The organism is Variovorax monticola (assembly GCF_051216855.1).
In the GTDB taxonomy this organism is placed as follows: Bacteria; Pseudomonadota; Gammaproteobacteria; order Burkholderiales; family Burkholderiaceae_C; genus Variovorax.
On sequence record NZ_JBPJZP010000008.1, the window covers coordinates 558,520 to 573,243 of the forward strand.

Annotated in this window: 18 protein-coding genes; all 18 read left to right on the top strand. The window is 65.6% G+C overall.

The window, feature by feature from the left end; translation table 11 throughout:
* Window positions 1-4 precede the first annotated feature (4 nt).
* The 18 genes from ACSFA5_RS29375 (at window position 5) to ACSFA5_RS29460 (ending at window position 14,507) form a co-directional block, all read left to right on the top strand.
* On the top strand, window positions 5-436 hold the full coding sequence (locus ACSFA5_RS29375) for an HIT family protein (protein ID WP_435447591.1): 432 nt from the start codon (window positions 5-7) through the stop codon (window positions 434-436).
* 11 nt (window positions 437-447) lie between these two features.
* Window positions 448-861 (top strand): gamma-butyrobetaine hydroxylase family protein, encoded by a 414-nt coding sequence (locus ACSFA5_RS29380; RefSeq protein ID WP_435447564.1) that lies wholly within the window; start codon window positions 448-450, stop codon window positions 859-861.
* 147 nt (window positions 862-1,008) lie between these two features.
* The gene (gene ubiE, locus ACSFA5_RS29385) at window positions 1,009-1,740 is read left to right on the top strand and encodes a bifunctional demethylmenaquinone methyltransferase/2-methoxy-6-polyprenyl-1,4-benzoquinol methylase UbiE (RefSeq protein WP_435437261.1); all 732 of its coding nucleotides are present in this window, start codon (window positions 1,009-1,011) and stop codon (window positions 1,738-1,740) included.
* A gap of 32 nt (window positions 1,741-1,772) precedes the next feature.
* Window positions 1,773-2,795: a Tim44 domain-containing protein gene (locus ACSFA5_RS29390; RefSeq protein WP_435447565.1), complete on the top strand. Its 1,023-nt coding sequence runs from the start codon at window positions 1,773-1,775 to the stop codon at window positions 2,793-2,795.
* Between the two features lie 56 nt (window positions 2,796-2,851).
* Window positions 2,852-3,406 (top strand): ubiquinone biosynthesis accessory factor UbiJ, encoded by a 555-nt coding sequence (locus tag ACSFA5_RS29395; protein ID WP_435447566.1) that lies wholly within the window; start codon window positions 2,852-2,854, stop codon window positions 3,404-3,406.
* The gene (ubiB, locus tag ACSFA5_RS29400; protein WP_435447567.1) at window positions 3,403-4,968 is read left to right on the top strand and encodes a ubiquinone biosynthesis regulatory protein kinase UbiB; all 1,566 of its coding nucleotides are present in this window, start codon (window positions 3,403-3,405) and stop codon (window positions 4,966-4,968) included. The genes ACSFA5_RS29395 and ubiB overlap by 4 nt, the downstream gene beginning before the upstream one ends.
* A gap of 13 nt (window positions 4,969-4,981) precedes the next feature.
* Entirely contained in the window at window positions 4,982-6,430 is a 1,449-nt protein-coding gene (locus tag ACSFA5_RS29405) for a high affinity choline transporter 1 (RefSeq protein WP_435447568.1), read from the top strand.
* 102 nt (window positions 6,431-6,532) lie between these two features.
* Window positions 6,533-6,880 carry an FmdB family zinc ribbon protein gene (locus ACSFA5_RS29410; protein WP_435447569.1) on the top strand — a complete coding sequence of 116 codons (348 nt, stop codon included), beginning with the start codon at window positions 6,533-6,535 and terminating at the stop codon, window positions 6,878-6,880.
* A gap of 19 nt (window positions 6,881-6,899) precedes the next feature.
* Entirely contained in the window at window positions 6,900-7,532 is a 633-nt protein-coding gene (locus ACSFA5_RS29415; protein ID WP_435437267.1) for a DUF502 domain-containing protein, read from the top strand.
* A gap of 37 nt (window positions 7,533-7,569) precedes the next feature.
* Window positions 7,570-9,375: an aspartate--tRNA ligase gene (gene aspS, locus ACSFA5_RS29420; RefSeq protein WP_435447570.1), complete on the top strand. Its 1,806-nt coding sequence runs from the start codon at window positions 7,570-7,572 to the stop codon at window positions 9,373-9,375.
* A 7-nt stretch (window positions 9,376-9,382) separates the two neighbouring features.
* A complete protein-coding gene (nudB, locus tag ACSFA5_RS29425) occupies window positions 9,383-9,859 on the top strand; it encodes a dihydroneopterin triphosphate diphosphatase (protein WP_435447571.1) in 477 nt (158 codons plus the stop codon).
* The gene (locus ACSFA5_RS29430) at window positions 9,856-10,620 is read left to right on the top strand and encodes an endonuclease/exonuclease/phosphatase family protein (protein ID WP_435447572.1); all 765 of its coding nucleotides are present in this window, start codon (window positions 9,856-9,858) and stop codon (window positions 10,618-10,620) included. Before nudB ends, ACSFA5_RS29430 begins: the two co-directional genes overlap by 4 nt.
* Before the next feature lie 73 nt (window positions 10,621-10,693).
* Complete coding sequence (gene folE / locus ACSFA5_RS29435) at window positions 10,694-11,425, top strand: GTP cyclohydrolase I (RefSeq protein ID WP_435447573.1); 732 nt, start codon at window positions 10,694-10,696, stop codon at window positions 11,423-11,425.
* 2 nt (window positions 11,426-11,427) lie between these two features.
* Window positions 11,428-11,850 carry a BLUF domain-containing protein gene (locus tag ACSFA5_RS29440; protein ID WP_187111827.1) on the top strand — a complete coding sequence of 141 codons (423 nt, stop codon included), beginning with the start codon at window positions 11,428-11,430 and terminating at the stop codon, window positions 11,848-11,850.
* A gap of 7 nt (window positions 11,851-11,857) precedes the next feature.
* A complete protein-coding gene (locus ACSFA5_RS29445; RefSeq protein WP_435447574.1) occupies window positions 11,858-12,739 on the top strand; it encodes a DMT family transporter in 882 nt (293 codons plus the stop codon).
* 4 nt (window positions 12,740-12,743) lie between these two features.
* Window positions 12,744-13,568, top strand: coding sequence for a DUF429 domain-containing protein (locus ACSFA5_RS29450; protein WP_435447575.1), 825 nt, complete (start codon window positions 12,744-12,746; stop codon window positions 13,566-13,568).
* Window positions 13,569-13,690: 122 nt separating this feature from the next.
* Entirely contained in the window at window positions 13,691-13,888 is a 198-nt protein-coding gene (locus ACSFA5_RS29455) for a CsbD family protein (RefSeq protein ID WP_435447576.1), read from the top strand.
* A gap of 91 nt (window positions 13,889-13,979) precedes the next feature.
* The gene (locus ACSFA5_RS29460) at window positions 13,980-14,507 is read left to right on the top strand and encodes a BON domain-containing protein (protein ID WP_435447577.1); all 528 of its coding nucleotides are present in this window, start codon (window positions 13,980-13,982) and stop codon (window positions 14,505-14,507) included.
* The last annotated feature ends 217 nt before the right edge of the window (window positions 14,508-14,724 follow it).

Sequence of the window (14,724 nt, forward strand, 5' to 3'; positions counted from 1 at the left end):
GACGATGCAAGGCTGCGTGCTCTGCGAAGGCCCGGGGGGGCGCCTGGTGTTCGAGAGCGTGAAGCTGCGCGTCATCCATGCGGACGAGGCGGGCTTTCCGGCCTTCTATCGCGTGGTGTGGCGCGACCATGCGCCGGAGTTCTCCGACCTCGACGCGGCCGACCGCACGCTGTGCATGGAGGCCGTGGCGGTGGTCGAGCAATGTCTGCGCGAGCATCTGGCGCCGGCCAAGATGAACATCGCGGCACTCGGCAACGTGGTGGCGCACCTGCACTGGCATGTGATTGCACGCTTTGCCGACGACAGCCATTTCCCGGGCTCGGTGTGGGCGCCGGCGCAGCGCGATCGCAATGCCGCGAGAGAGGCCGCGATCACCGAGCGCCTGCCCGCCGCCGAGGCTGCGATGATCGAGCGCTTGGCTCTCTGGCCTTTCTGAAGGAGTTTCCGATGGCAGGCTTGAAACCGGGCGCACCGACGCCGCAATCGATCACCGTGCACGGCCAGTCGCGCGTGCTCGAGGTGGGCTTCTCCGACGGCGCGAGCTTTCGCATTCCCTTCGAGCTGATGCGCATCTGTTCGCCGTCGGCCGAGGTACAGGGCCACGGTCCGGGCCAGGAGATCCTGCAGACGGGCAAGCGCGATGTCGAACTCGTCGACCTGGAGGCGGTCGGCAACTATGCCGTGCAGCCGACCTTCAGCGACGGCCACAACACCGGCATTTATTCGTGGGACCTGCTCTATGAACTGGGCGCGAAGCAGGCCGAGCTGTGGGCCACGTATGAACGCCGCCTGGCCGAGGCGGGCATCGACCGCGACGCGCCGATGATCGACAAGAGCGGCTCCGCCTGCAGCAGCCACTGAGCGCGCGGAAATCGCCCGAAACTCCGGCGCTGCGCCCGCTGGCATAGCCCTACGCCAGGAAGGGCGGGACAAAAAAAGCAACGAATGCCCGCCGTGCCCGCGGGGTCGTCCGCTTGATGTGCAGGCTTCCGGCCTAACATCGGTCGCATGAGTACCACACACTTCGGCTTCGAAACAGTCGACGAAAGCGAGAAGGCCCGCCGCGTTCGCGGTGTCTTCGATTCGGTTGCCTCGCGCTACGACATCATGAACGACCTGATGTCGGCCGGCCTGCACCGCGCCTGGAAGGCGTACACCGTCATGGTCGCGAACGTGGGCGAAGGCTCGCGCGTGCTCGACATCGCAGGCGGCACCGGCGACCTTGCACTGGCCTTCGCGAAGAAGGTCGGCGCCACCGGCCAGGTGGTCCATACCGACATCAACGAGGCCATGCTGCGCACCGGGCGCGACCGCCTGCTCGACGCCGGCGTCTCGCTGCCCACCACGGTCTGCGACGCAGAAAAGCTCCCCTTTCCCGACAACCACTTCGACGTGGTGACGGTGGCCTTCGGCCTGCGCAACATGACGCACAAGGACGCCGCGCTCAAGGAAATGAACCGCGTGATCAAGCCGGGCGGCAAGCTGCTCGTGCTGGAGTTCTCCAAGGTCGCCAAGCCGCTTGCGAAGGCCTACGACTGGTATTCCTTCAACGTGCTGCCGCGCCTGGGCAAGCTCGTGGCCGGTGACGACGCCAGCTATCGCTATCTGGCCGAATCGATCCGGATGCACCCCTCGCAAGAGGAGCTCAAGACCCTCATGAAAGAGGGCGGTTTCGGACATGTGGACTATCACAACATGACGGGTGGCATCGCTGCCTTGCATGTTGGAATCAAATGTTGATGAGGCGAATTTTTCGCTCGAGAGGAGACGACATGAAGAGTTTGGGTACTTTGTTTTTGGCGGCAGCTTTGGTTCTTGGCAGTGTCCAGGCCGAGGCTGCGCGCATGGGCGGTGGCAAATCGTTCGGGCGCCAGTCGTCCAACGTGACGCAGCGCCAGGCCACGCCGCCGGCAGCGCCGGCGCAGCAGAACGCGACTAACGCGGCAGCCAAGCCTGCAACGCCCGCACCCGCGGCAGCTGCACCGAAGCGTCCCTGGGGCGCGATGCTCGGCGGTCTCGCGGCCGGCCTGGGTCTCGCCTGGCTCGCGCATTCGCTGGGCCTGGGCGCCGGCTTCGGCAACATCCTGCTGATCGGCCTCCTGGTGCTTGCCGGCGTGATGGCGTGGCGCATGTTCAAGGCGCGTTCGCAAGCCTCGGGCGCCAGCGGCCAGGGTGGCTTCGCGTTCCAGGGCGCGGGTGCCAGCCCGAGCAACGCCAGCGCCCCGGCGCAGTACAGCCCGGCCAACGTCGGCAACGACGCCTCGGCACGTCCCTGGGAGCGCAATGCAACGTCGTTCGACGCCACGCCTTCAAATGACGTACCGCACGGCAGCAGCCTTTCGGCAGCGGGTGCCGCGGCCGGCGGCAGCATGATCGGTTCGGCACTCGGCGGTTCGCAGTCCTGGGGCATTCCCGCGGGCTTCGACGTCGACGGCTTCCTCGGTGCCGCCAAGCGCAACTTCGTGACGCTGCAGGACGCATGGGACCGCGCCGACGTGTCGATGCTGCGTTCGATGATGACCGACAGCATGGTCGAAGAAATTCGCACGCAGCTGGCCGACCGCGCCGGCCACACCGGTGGTGCATCGAACAAGACGGAAGTCGTGATGCTCGACGCCAAGCTGCTCGGCATCGAAGAGCTGCCCGAGGCCTACATGGCCAGCGTGGAGTTCTCCGGCATGATCCGCGAAGACGCCTCGACCGGCCCGGGTCCGTTCCGCGAAGTCTGGAACATGACCAAGCCTACGAGCGGCAACGGCGGCTGGCTGGTGGCGGGCGTGCAAGCCCTCCAGTAAGAAAAACCTGAACCGCGGCCCTCACAGGGCTGGGGCACAGACGGGATAATGGGGACATGGCCACACCATCGTCCCCATTTTCTTTTCTCGGCGACTTTCTCAACCGCGTCGGCGAACGCCTTCAGCCCCCGGACTGGGCGGTTCACGAAATACAGCACCGTGTCGTCCTGTTCCTGAACCATGTGCTGCAGCAGGAACCCGAGGCGCAGCAGCGTTTGCTGCGCCAGCAGGGGCGGGTGGTGCGCTTCCAATGGCGCTTCGTCACCATGGAACTGGTCGCCACGCCTGCCGGGCTGCTCGACCTGGCCCCTGCAGGCTCGGTGCCCGAGCTCACGCTCACCGTCACCGACGACTCCCCCTTCGACATTGCCCGTGCCACGCTGCGCGGCGACAAGCCTGCCGTGCAGATCATCGGCGACGTGCAGCTGGCCGCCGAGGTCAACTGGCTGGTCGACCATGTGCGCTGGGACGTCGAGGACGACCTCGCCCGCGTGATCGGCGACGTGCCTGCGCACACGCTGGGCAACGGCGTGCGCCGCGTCGCGGGCGCGCTGCGCCAGTTCGTCGGCGACCGCACCGCGAAGGCCGGCTCGGCGGGCAAGGCCGAATGAGGCGCTTCTACCGCGGGCTGTTCATCGTCTGGATCGCGCTGCGCTATGGCCTCGACGAGCTCGTGCTCACGAGCTTCCAGAAGCCCTGGCTGCGCGTGGTGGCGCGCATCGTCTCCGTCGGACGCAACCTCGACGCGCCGCGCGGCCAGCGGCTGCGCGAGGCGCTGGAGCGCCTCGGGCCCATCTTCGTGAAGTTCGGCCAGGTGCTGTCGACCCGCCGCGACCTGCTGCCACCCGACATCGCCGACGAGCTCGCGTTTCTGCAGGACCGCGTGCCGCCGTTCCCCTCGGCGGTGGCCATCGCGACCATCGAGCGGGCCTTTCGCCGTCCGGTGAGCGACGTGTTCGTCCAGTTCGACGAAACCCCCATCGCCAGCGCTTCGATCGCGCAGGTTCACTTCGCGACCATCCGCACCAACCAGGGCGAGGTGCGCGAGGTTGCAGTGAAGGTGCTGCGCCCCAACATGCGCGGCGTGATCGAGAAAGACCTGGCGCTCATGGCCATGATGGCCGGCTGGGTCGAAAGCCTGTCGGCCGACGGCAAGCGCCTGAAGCCGCGCGAGGTGGTGGGCGAGTTCGACAAGTACCTGCACGACGAGCTCGACCTGGTGCGCGAAGCCGCCAATGCGGCCCAGCTGCGCCGCAACATGGCCTCGCTCGACCTGGTGATGATTCCGGAGATGTTCTGGGACTTCTGCCACCCCGAGGTCATGGTGATGGAGCGCATGAAGGGCGTGCCCATCGCGCAGATGGACCGTCTGCGCGCGGCCGGCGTCGACATTCCCAAGCTGGCGCGTGACGGCGTCACGATCTTCTTCACGCAGGTGTTCCGCGACGGCTTCTTCCACGCCGACATGCACCCGGGCAACATCCAGGTGAGCCTGGCGCCCGAGACCTTCGGGCGCTACATCTCGCTGGACTTCGGGATCATCGGCACGCTGACCGAGTCGGACAAGGAATACCTCGCGCAGAACTTCGTGGCCTTCTTCCGGCGCGACTACAAGCGCGTGGCTGAGCTGCACCTCGAAAGCGGCTGGGTGCCCGTGGGCACCCGCATCGACGAGCTGGAGGCCGCCATTCGCACCGTGTGCGAGCCGTACTTCGACCGGCCGCTCAAGGAGCTTTCGCTCGGCATGGTGCTGATGCGCCTGTTCCAGACCTCGCGGCGGTTCCACGTGGAGATCCAGCCGCAGCTGGTGCTGCTGCAGAAGACGCTGCTCAACATCGAGGGCCTGGGCCGCAACATCGACCCCGATCTCGACCTGTGGGCCACGGCCAAGCCCTTCCTCGAAAAGTGGATGGTCGACCAGATCGGGCCGAAGAAGCTGCTGCAGCAACTCAAGGCCGAGGCGCCGCGCTACGCGAAACTGCTGCCCCAGTTCCCGCGGCTTTTGCACGATTTCCTGGAGAATCGCCCCGCCGACAACCGCCGCGAGCTGCTCGAACTGCTGGCCGAACAAAAACGCACCAACAGGTTGCTTCAGGCCATCGTCTACGGTGGCATAGGTTTTGTATTGGGGTTGCTTGCCATGCAGTTGCTGGTGCGCGTGAGTCTGTTCTAGAGGAGTTGTTGCCGTGTTGTTGACGCTGGTCATCGTCTATCTGCTGGTCACCATCGCCATCGGCCTCTACGCCGCCAAGCGGGTGAAGAACACCACCGACTTCGCCATTGCGGGGCGGCACCTGCCGCTCTTCATGATCGTCACGACCACGTTCGCGACGTGGTTCGGCTCCGAAACGGTGCTCGGCATTCCGGCCAAGTTCATCGAGGGCGGGCTCAACGGCGTGGTCGAAGACCCGTTCGGCGCCGGCACGTGCCTGATCCTGGTGGGCCTGTTCTTCGCGGGCAAGCTCTACCGCATGACGCTGCTGACCATCAGCGACTACTACCGCGAGCGCTATGGCCGCACGGTGGAGGTGGCCTGCTCGCTGATCATCATGCTGAGCTACCTGGGCTGGGTGTCGGCGCAGGTCACGGCGCTGGGGCTGGTGTTCAACCTGCTGTCGGCCGGTGCCATCAGCATTCCGCTGGGCATGGTGATCGGCGTGGTCTCGATCCTGGCCTACACGCTGTTCGGCGGCATGTGGTCGGTGGCGGTGACCGACTTCATGCAGATGATCATCCTGGTGACCGGCCTGACGGTCATCGCGGTGTTCGCGGGCAACATGGCCGGCGGGGCCGACAAGGTGGTCGCCTTCGCGGTCAGCAAGGACCTCTTCAAGTTCTGGCCGGAGCCCAACCTGCACGACATGGTGTTCTTCTTCGCGGCCGCCATCACGATGATGCTGGGCTCCATTCCGCAGCAGGACGTGTTCCAGCGAGTGATGTCGGCCAACAGCGTCAAGGCGGCCCAGCGTGGGCCCGTGATCGGCGGCGTGGCGTACATCCTGTTCGCCTTCGTGCCGATGTTCCTGGTGGCCAGCGCGCTGCTGATCATGCCGGAGGAGGTGGCCGTGCTGCTGAAGGAAGATCCGCAGAAGGTGCTGCCCACGCTGGTGCTGCAGAAGATGCCGTTCGCGATGCAGGTGCTGTTCTTCGGTGCGCTGCTTTCGGCCATCAAGTCGACCGCCTCGGCCACGCTGCTGGCGCCCAGCGTTACCTTCACGGAGAACATCTGGCGCCAGTTCCGCCCGGCCGGCACCGACCGGCAGAACCTTCTGACGATGCGCATCACGGTGCTGGTGTTCAGCGCCGCGGTGCTGGCCTATGCCATCCGCATGCAGGGCACGCCGATCTACGAACTGGTGTCGGGTGCCTACCAGGTGCCGCTGGTGGGCGCGTTCGTGCCCCTGGTGTGCGGCCTGTACTGGCGCCGCGCCACCACGCAGGGCGCCATCGCCTCGATCGTCCTGGGCATCGGCGTGTGGCTGCTGTTCCTGGCGCTGCCTTGGGGCGGCGTGTTCCCGGCCCAGTTGGCGGGCGTGCTGTGTGCGTTCGTTGGCATGGTGGCCGGCTCGCTGACGCCGCAATGGGTGACCGACACGCACACGCCGCACCGTCCTTTGGCGACGGAGCCGGCCTGAAGCGGGGGCTCGGCCTTCGGTCGGGACGCCCTTGGACAGGGGCGGCCCTATAATCGAGGGCTTTGCGAGCGGCAGCTGCGCCGCTTTTTTGAACCCAATCTCATGCCCATTTACGCCTACAAGTGCAGCGCCTGCGGCTTTGCCAAAGACGCTTTGCAGAAGATGTCCGACGCGCCGCTGACGGTGTGTCCGGCGTGCGGCGCGAGCGCACTCGAAAAACAGGTCACCGCCGCCGGCTTCCAGCTCAAGGGCTCGGGCTGGTATGTGACCGATTTCCGCGACGGCGGCGGCAAGAAGGCCGAGCCCGCGACGGCGCCCGCCTCGGGCGAAGGCGCCAAGTCCGGCGAATCGCCTTCCAGCGGCGCCGCGCCGGCTGCTGCGCCTGCGGCGGCCCCCCCGCCTGCCGCACCGGCCCCCGCGCCGGCCCCCGCCGCCAAGAGCGGCGACTGAACCAGGTATCCCGACCGCCATGCTCGCCTTGCGCAAATGGTTGTTCTCCGGCTTGCTGGTGATCGTTCCGCTGTTCATCACCCTGGCGGTGCTGAAGTGGATCATCGACACGCTGGACCAGACGCTCTGGGTGCTGCCCGGCGCGTGGCAGCGCTGGCTCTACGACAACAACATCCGCGGCCTCGGCGTGCTGCTCACGCTGGCGATCCTGCTGGTGGTCGGCGCCGTCGCCAGCAACTTCGTGGGCAAGCGCCTGCTGGGCTGGGGCGACGCGGTGGTGCGGCGCATTCCGGTCGTGCGCTCGATCTACTCGAGCGTCAAGCAGGTGTCGGACACGCTGTTTTCCGAGAACGGCAACGCCTTTCGCACGGCAGTGCTGGTGCAGTGGCCGCGTGAAGGGGCCTGGACCATCGCCTTCGTCACCGGCACGCCCGGTGCCGACGTGGTCGAGCACCTGGGCGGCGGCGACTACCTCGGCGTCTACGTGCCGACCACGCCCAACCCCACGGGCGGGTACTTCGTGATGCTCAAGCGCAGCGACTGCATCGAACTCCAGATGAGCGTGGACGAAGCGCTCAAGTACATCGTCTCGATGGGTGTGGTCGTCCCGGGCGGTCCCGCCGCCTTGCCCATCAAGCCATCCAACTCATAAAAACGAACGCGCCACGACGGCGCCGGAAGTCATCTCCATGGCCATGCGTACTCACTATTGCGGTCTTGTGACCGAAGCCCTGCTGGGCCAGACCGTCACCCTGTGCGGCTGGGTCAACCGTCGCCGCGACCACGGCGGCGTGATCTTCATCGACGTGCGCGACCGCGAAGGTTATGTGCAGGTGGTGTGCGACCCCGATCGCGCCTCCACTTTCGCCGTGGCCGAGAACCTGCGCAACGAGTTCTGCGTGCAGATCACGGGCCTGGTGCGCTCGCGCCCCGAAGGCACCACCAACGACAGCCTGAAGAGCGGCAAGATCGAAGTGCTGTGCCACGAACTCAAGGTGCTGAACCCGTCGGTCACGCCCCCGTTCCTGCTGGACGATGACAACCTGTCGGAAACCACCCGCCTCACGCACCGCGTGCTCGACCTGCGCCGCCCGGCCATGCAGCGCAACATGATGCTGCGCTACAAGGTGACGATGGAAACGCGCAAGTTCCTCGATGCCAACGGCTTCATCGACATCGAGACGCCGATGCTCGGCAAGTCCACGCCCGAAGGCGCGCGCGACTACCTGGTGCCCAGCCGCGTGCACGACGGCAGCTTCTTCGCACTGCCGCAGTCGCCCCAGCTCTTCAAGCAACTGCTGATGGTGGCCGGCTACGACCGCTACTACCAGATCGTGAAGTGCTTCCGCGACGAAGACCTGCGCGCCGACCGCCAGCCCGAGTTCACGCAGATCGACATCGAGACCTCGTTCATGGCGGAAGAAGAAATCCGCGAAATGTTCGAAGGCATGATCCGCCAGGTCTTCCGCTCGGCCGCCAACATCGACCTGCCCGTGTTCCCGACCATGACGTATGGCGACGCGATGTTCAAGTACGGCTCGGACAAGCCCGACCTGCGCGTGAAGCTCGAATTCACCGAGCTCACCGAGCTGATGAAGCGCGTCGAGTTCAAGGTGTTCTCGAACGCCGCGACGCAAAAGGACGGCCGCGTGGTCGCATTGCGCGTGCCCGGCGGCGGCGGCGAGGGTGGCCTCTCGCGCGGTGAAATCGACGCGTACCAGGAATTCGTCAAGATCTACGGTGCCAAGGGCCTGGCCTACATCAAGGTCAATGACGCGGCGGCCGGCCGCGAGGGCCTGCAGAGCCCGATCGTGAAGAACCTGGACGACAACACGCTGGCCGAGATCATTGCCCGCACGGGTGCGCGCAACGGCGACATCGTGTTCTTCGGCGCCGACAAGGAAAAGGTCGTCAACGACGCCATCGGCGCGCTGCGCGTGAAGATCGGCCACAGCCCCTTCGGCAAGAAGAGCGGCCTGTTCGACGACCGCTGGGCACCGCTGTGGGTGGTCGACTTCCCGATGTTCGAGTTCGACGAGGACGGCCAGCGCTGGAGCGCCGTGCACCACCCGTTCACCGCGCCGAAGGACGGCCATGAAGACCTCATGGACACCGCGCCCGAGAAGTGCATCGCCAAGGCCTACGACATGGTGCTCAACGGCATCGAGATGGGCGGCGGTTCGGTGCGTATCCATCGCGAGGAAGTGCAGAGCAAGGTGTTCCGCGCGCTGAAGATCAGCGCCGAGGACGCGCAGCTCAAGTTCGGCTTCCTGCTGGACGCGCTGCAGTACGGCGCCCCCCCGCACGGCGGCATCGCCATCGGCCTGGACCGTCTCGTCATGCTGATGACCGGCGCCGAGTCGATCCGCGACGTGATCGCATTCCCCAAGACGCAGCGCGCGCAAGACCTGCTGACGCAGGCCCCCAGCCCTGTCGACGAGAAGCAGCTGCGCGAACTGCACATCAAGCTGCGCAACACGCCCCAGCCCGTCTGATGCAGTCATGACGACCAGCCCCCGGCCCTGGAAGATCCCGGAGTCGGTGCTGGTCGTGATCCATACGCCGGCGCTCGATGTGCTGCTCATCCGGCGTGCGGATGCCGAGATCGACTTCTGGCAATCGGTCACCGGCAGCAAGGATGCCGCCGACGAGCCGCTGGCGCTCACCGCGGCGCGGGAGGTGGCCGAGGAAACCGGCATCCAGTGCGGCGAGGGCACTGCACTGGCCTCGCAGCTTGCCGACTGGCAGCTGAGCAACATCTACGAGATCTATCCGCAATGGCGCGCCCGCTATGCGCCCGGTGTGACGCGAAACACCGAGCACCTGTTCGGCCTCTGTGTGCCCGAACGCCTGACCCCCACGCTCGCGCCGCGCGAGCACACTGACTGGCGCTGGTTGCCGTACCGGGAGGCGGCCGACGCCTGTTTTTCCCCGTCGAACGCCGAAGCCATTCTGTTGCTGCCAGAATTTGTGCAATGAACCAGCCCGCAGCAGCAGCACACACCCTCCGGGTCGCGACCTACAACATCCACAAGGGTGTGCAAGGCATCGGGCCCGCGCGCAGGCTTGAGATCCACAACCTCGGCCACGCGATCGAGCAACTCGACGCCGATATCGTCTGCCTGCAGGAAGTGCGCAAGATGAACCGGCAGGCCGCGGTGCGTTTCGCACGCTGGCCGGAGATGCCGCAGGCGGACTTTCTCGCGCCCGAGGGCTATACCGCCGTCTACGAGACCAATGCCGTCACCCGCCACGGCGAGCACGGCAACGCGCTGCTCACGCGCTGGCCGGTGATTCGCACCGGCCACCAGGACATTTCGGACCACCGCTTCGAGCAGCGCGGCCTGCTGCATGTGGTGATCGAGGTGGAAGGGCAGCCTGTGCATGCGATCGTGGTGCACCTGGGCCTCATCAAGGGCAGCCGCGTGCGGCAGATTGCCCGCCTGCGCGAGTTCATCGACCGCGAGGTGCCACCCGACGAGGCCGTCGTGGTGGCGGGCGACTTCAACGATTGGGGCGCGCGCATGCGCTACGCCATGAATGCCATGGGGCTGCGCGACGCCAGCGACCTGCGCGGCCCGCGCACGCTGACCTATCCCTCGCGCCTGCCGGTGGCGCAGCTCGACTTCGTCTACGGACGCAAGCTGGAGCCGCTGGCCTGCACCGTGCCGCGCGGCCCGATCTGGGCCCGCATGTCCGACCACCTGCCGCTGGTGGCCGATTTCTCGCTACTTAATTGATAGCATTGCTCCAAGAAGGGACGGGCGTTGCAGCCCGAATCTCCTTGAGTCATTCACTGGTACGATCTCCGCCATGCTGAGGAAAACCGACGTCGAACCGCTCCCCGATCGAATAGACGATGACGAGGGCACCCCCGTCTCCGTGAAGATCCGCGAGCGTCTGAATGCGGCGCGCAAGCGCTTCAATGCCAACGACAACATCGCCGAGTTCATCGAACCCGGCGAGCTGGAGGCGCTGCTCGACGAGGTCGAGATCAAGATGAAGGGCGTGCTCGAGAGCTTGGTGATTGACGTCAAGAACGACCACAACACCGACAACACCGCGCGCCGCGTCGCCAAGATGTACGTGAACGAGGTGTTTCGCGGCCGCTACGTGCCGCCGCCCGCGCTCACCGAGTTTCCCAACGCCGAACACCTGAACGAGCTGATGATCGTCGGCCCGATCACCGTGCGCAGCGCCTGCTCGCACCACTTCTGCCCCATCATCGGCAAGCTCTGGATCGGCGTCATGCCGAACGAGCACACCAACGTGATCGGCCTGTCGAAGTACGCGCGCCTGGCCGAATGGGTCATGGGGCGGCCGCAGATCCAGGAAGAAGCGATCGTTCAGCTCGCCGACCTGATCCAGGAAAAGACGCGGCCCGACGGCCTTGCGCTCGTGATGGAAGCCGAACATTTCTGCATGGCCTGGCGCGGCGTGAAGGAGATGGACAGCAAGATGATCAATTCCGTGATGCGCGGCGTGTTCCTGAAAGACCCGAGCCTGCGCCGCGAATTTCTGTCCCTCATGCCGAGAAAGAACTGATCATGCTGGTCCGACTTCTCTACGCCAGCCGTGCCGTCGATACCAGCCCTGCGGCCATCGACGCGATCCTTACTCAATCGCGCACGCACAACCCGGCGTGCGGCATCACCGGCATCCTCTGCTATGGCGCAGGCACCTTCCTGCAGGCGATCGAAGGCGGGCGAGACGCCATCAGCGACCTTTACGGCCACATCCAGCGCGATGCGCGCCACAAGGACGTGGTGCTGCTGCACTACGAAGAAATCTCCGAACGCCGGTTCGGCGGATGGACGATGGGGCAGGTCAACCTGTCGAAGCTCAATGCCTCGACGCTGCTCAAGTATTCCGAGAAGCCCGAGCTCGACCCGTACAAGGTCTCGGGCAAGGTCTCGTTGGCGCTGCTCGAAGAACTGATGGCCACCGCCGCCATCGTCGGCCGCCACTGATCCAGGGGTGCCGCTCTCCGCCTTCGCGCTGATCCTGCTCGCCGGGGTCATCCATGCCAGCTGGAACATCGCCGCCAAGAAGGCGAACGGCGATGCGCGGTTCAGCTTCCAGACCAGTGTCTTCAACATGCTCATATGGGCGCCCGTGGGCATCACCCTGGGGTGGAACGTGGTGCCGGGCTGGGGCCTGATGGAGTGGGGCTTCGTCGTGCTCAGCGGCGTGCTGCACATCTTCTATTTCATCGTGCTGCTGCGCGGCTACCGCCGATCGGACCTGACCGTGGTCTATCCGCTTGCGCGCGGCTCGGGGCCTCTGCTGTCGTCGCTGGTGGCGGTGCTCTTTCTCGGCGAGAAGATCAGCCTCTTCGGTGTGGCGGGCATCGCGGGCGTGGTGATCGGCGTGTTCCTCATCGCCGGCGGGCCGAAGCTGTGGCGCAAGGCACAGGACCCGGTGCAGCGCGAGCGCGTGCACAAGGGCATTCGGTACGGAGTGCTGACTGGCGGCTTCATTGCGGCGTACACCGTGGCGGACAGCTACGCGGTCAAGTTCCTGGCCATGTCGCCGATCCTGCTCGATTACTTCGGCAACCTCGTGCGCATGGTGCTGCTGGCGCCCGTTGCGCTGAAGGATCGCGCGACCACCGCACGCATGTGGCGCGAACAGTGGAAGTACGCGCTGCTGGTGGCGGCGGTCAGCCCCGTGTCTTACGTGTTGGTGCTCTATGCGGTGCAGCAGGCGCCCATCTCCCACGTGGCGCCCGCGCGCGAGGTGTCGATGTTGTTCGCCGCGTTGATCGGGGGCCATCTGCTGCGCGAGGGCGACCGGCTGCTGCGGCTGTTGGGCGCGTTGTTCATCGCCGCCGGCGTGGTGGCGCTGGCACTGGGCTGACGTCGTGGTGCTGTTCGGCTGCGATTTCTCGAGCGCCCCGACGCGGCGCAAGCCCATCGTGGTGGCCGTTGGCGAAATTGCCGATGCCCAGCGCGTCGTTCTGACCGGTCTGCAACGCTTCGCCACGCTCGATGCGTGGGGCGATTGGTTGTGCGCCACGCCCGCGTGGGTGGGCGGCTTCGACTTCCCGTTCAGCCTGCCTCGCGAACTGGTCGAAAAGCTGGGTTGGCCGACGCAATGGGCGCCGCTCATGGCGCACTACGCAGGCTTGAGCCGTGCGGAGATCCGCGACACCTTTGCCACCTTCTGTGCGGGCCGGCCTGTGGGCGGCAAGTTTGCGCATCGCGCCGCCGATGGTCCTGCGGGTTCCAGCCCGTCGATGAAGTGGGTGAACCCGCCCGTGGCCTACATGCTCCATGCCGGCGTGCCTCGCCTGCTGGCATCCGGCGCGCGTATTCCCGGGCTGCACGCGGGCGACCGCGACGACCGTGTCGCGCTGGAGGCCTATCCGGGCCTGCTGGCGCGCGAGTTGATCGCACGGCGCAGCTACAAGAGCGACGACTTGGCCAAGCAGACCCCGGCGCGTCTTGCAGCGCGTACCGACCTGCTCGCCGCGCTCGAAATCGGCACGAGCCGGCTTGGTTTGCGGGTTTCCATCAACGCTGGGCAAAGGGCCGAATTGCTGGCCGATGCCCGCGGCGACGACGTCGACGCCGTGCTGTGCCTCGTGCAGGCTGCCTGGGGGTTGCAGCGCGCCAGCAGTGCCGGGCCGGGATTCGGGTTGCCGCAGGCCTTCGACGCGCTTGAAGGATGGATCGTCACCGCCTGAGCCTTGTTGTCCTACACCGCTTCGGGCTTCCGGCGGCATTCGCTGATGCCAGTCGCCATTTAGATTGAAGTCAGTGAGTCATTCCGGCTCACATATTTCACCTACGCAGGAAGGAAAGCGACATGAACAAAGACCAAGTGGCAGGCCGGGTCGAAGAGGCCAAGGGCAAGATCAAGGAAGCTGCCGGCAAGGTGGTGGGCAACGAGAAGCTCCAGGGCGAAGGCGCGGCAGATCAGGCCGCAGGCAAGGTGCAGAAGACGTACGGCGACGTGAAGGAAAAGGCCAAGGACGCCATCAAGACCGGCGCCGACAAGCTGTGAGGAACAAGGGGCTGCAAGCACCACGAGACGGGTGCCTGCAGCTCTTTTTCATTTGACGAGCGATCGACGTGAGCGATCGACAGGAGGTTCCATGAGCAAACAACAGCAAAACACCCCATCAAATGCCATGTCGCACATGCGGACATGGCTTGTCGTGCTTCTGGCTGGTGCAGCATTAACGCTGGCCGCCTGTGACAAGTCCGATACCCGCAGTGCAGGCGAGAAGCTCGACAGCGCAGTCGCCAAGACGGAGCAGGCCGCTCAGACGGCAGCCGCCAAGACCGGCGAAGCTATGAAGGAAGCCAAAGCCAAGGTGGATGCTTCCGGGACTACCGCCGAGGTGAAGGACGGAATGGCGAACGTGAAAGAAGCCGCAAAGGAGGCCGGTGCTGCGGTGAGCGCGACAGTGGGCGATGCCGCCATCACTGCCTCGGTATCCGCAGGGTTGGCAAAGGACCCGGATCTGAGCGCGATCAAGATCAACGTCGATACCAAGAGTGGCGCTGTGAGCCTGAAGGGGCCGGCGCCGACAGCTGCAGCCAAAGCGCGGGCCGAGGAAATAGCCAAGGGCGTGCAGGGCGTGACTTCTGTCGACAACCAGCTCGAAGTGAAAAGCTGATCGGCATCGAACAGCGCACCACAAGAACAAAGCCCGGGATTCCCGGGCTTTTTGTTGTCCTGCACTCGGTGGCGACTAAGGTACGGGTGGGACATTCGATAAAAAGTCTTCGCTCAGTTGCTGGAAGTGCTGAAAACTGTGCATAATCGAGGGCTCGACTAACAGTCACTGCAAGGTGGTTGAAGCGGTGGGTTCTTCGGAGCTGATTGCGAGTTGG

What these genes read in the sequence shown, in the direction of transcription:
- ACSFA5_RS29375 (WP_435447591.1), top strand. Translation starts at nt 5, where the DNA reads ATGCAAGGCTGCGTGCTCTGCGAAGGCCCGGGGGGGCGCCTGGTGTTC.
- ACSFA5_RS29380 (WP_435447564.1), top strand. Translation starts at nt 448, where the DNA reads ATGGCAGGCTTGAAACCGGGCGCACCGACGCCGCAATCGATCACCGTG.
- ubiE (WP_435437261.1), top strand. Translation starts at nt 1,009, where the DNA reads ATGAGTACCACACACTTCGGCTTCGAAACAGTCGACGAAAGCGAGAAG.
- ACSFA5_RS29390 (WP_435447565.1), top strand. Translation starts at nt 1,773, where the DNA reads ATGAAGAGTTTGGGTACTTTGTTTTTGGCGGCAGCTTTGGTTCTTGGC.
- ACSFA5_RS29395 (WP_435447566.1), top strand. Translation starts at nt 2,852, where the DNA reads ATGGCCACACCATCGTCCCCATTTTCTTTTCTCGGCGACTTTCTCAAC.
- ubiB (WP_435447567.1), top strand. Translation starts at nt 3,403, where the DNA reads ATGAGGCGCTTCTACCGCGGGCTGTTCATCGTCTGGATCGCGCTGCGC.
- ACSFA5_RS29410 (WP_435447569.1), top strand. Translation starts at nt 6,533, where the DNA reads ATGCCCATTTACGCCTACAAGTGCAGCGCCTGCGGCTTTGCCAAAGAC.
- ACSFA5_RS29415 (WP_435437267.1), top strand. Translation starts at nt 6,900, where the DNA reads ATGCTCGCCTTGCGCAAATGGTTGTTCTCCGGCTTGCTGGTGATCGTT.
- aspS (WP_435447570.1), top strand. Translation starts at nt 7,570, where the DNA reads ATGGCCATGCGTACTCACTATTGCGGTCTTGTGACCGAAGCCCTGCTG.
- nudB (WP_435447571.1), top strand. Translation starts at nt 9,383, where the DNA reads ATGACGACCAGCCCCCGGCCCTGGAAGATCCCGGAGTCGGTGCTGGTC.
- ACSFA5_RS29430 (WP_435447572.1), top strand. Translation starts at nt 9,856, where the DNA reads ATGAACCAGCCCGCAGCAGCAGCACACACCCTCCGGGTCGCGACCTAC.
- folE (WP_435447573.1), top strand. Translation starts at nt 10,694, where the DNA reads ATGCTGAGGAAAACCGACGTCGAACCGCTCCCCGATCGAATAGACGAT.
- ACSFA5_RS29440 (WP_187111827.1), top strand. Translation starts at nt 11,428, where the DNA reads ATGCTGGTCCGACTTCTCTACGCCAGCCGTGCCGTCGATACCAGCCCT.
- ACSFA5_RS29455 (WP_435447576.1), top strand. Translation starts at nt 13,691, where the DNA reads ATGAACAAAGACCAAGTGGCAGGCCGGGTCGAAGAGGCCAAGGGCAAG.
- ACSFA5_RS29460 (WP_435447577.1), top strand. Translation starts at nt 13,980, where the DNA reads ATGAGCAAACAACAGCAAAACACCCCATCAAATGCCATGTCGCACATG.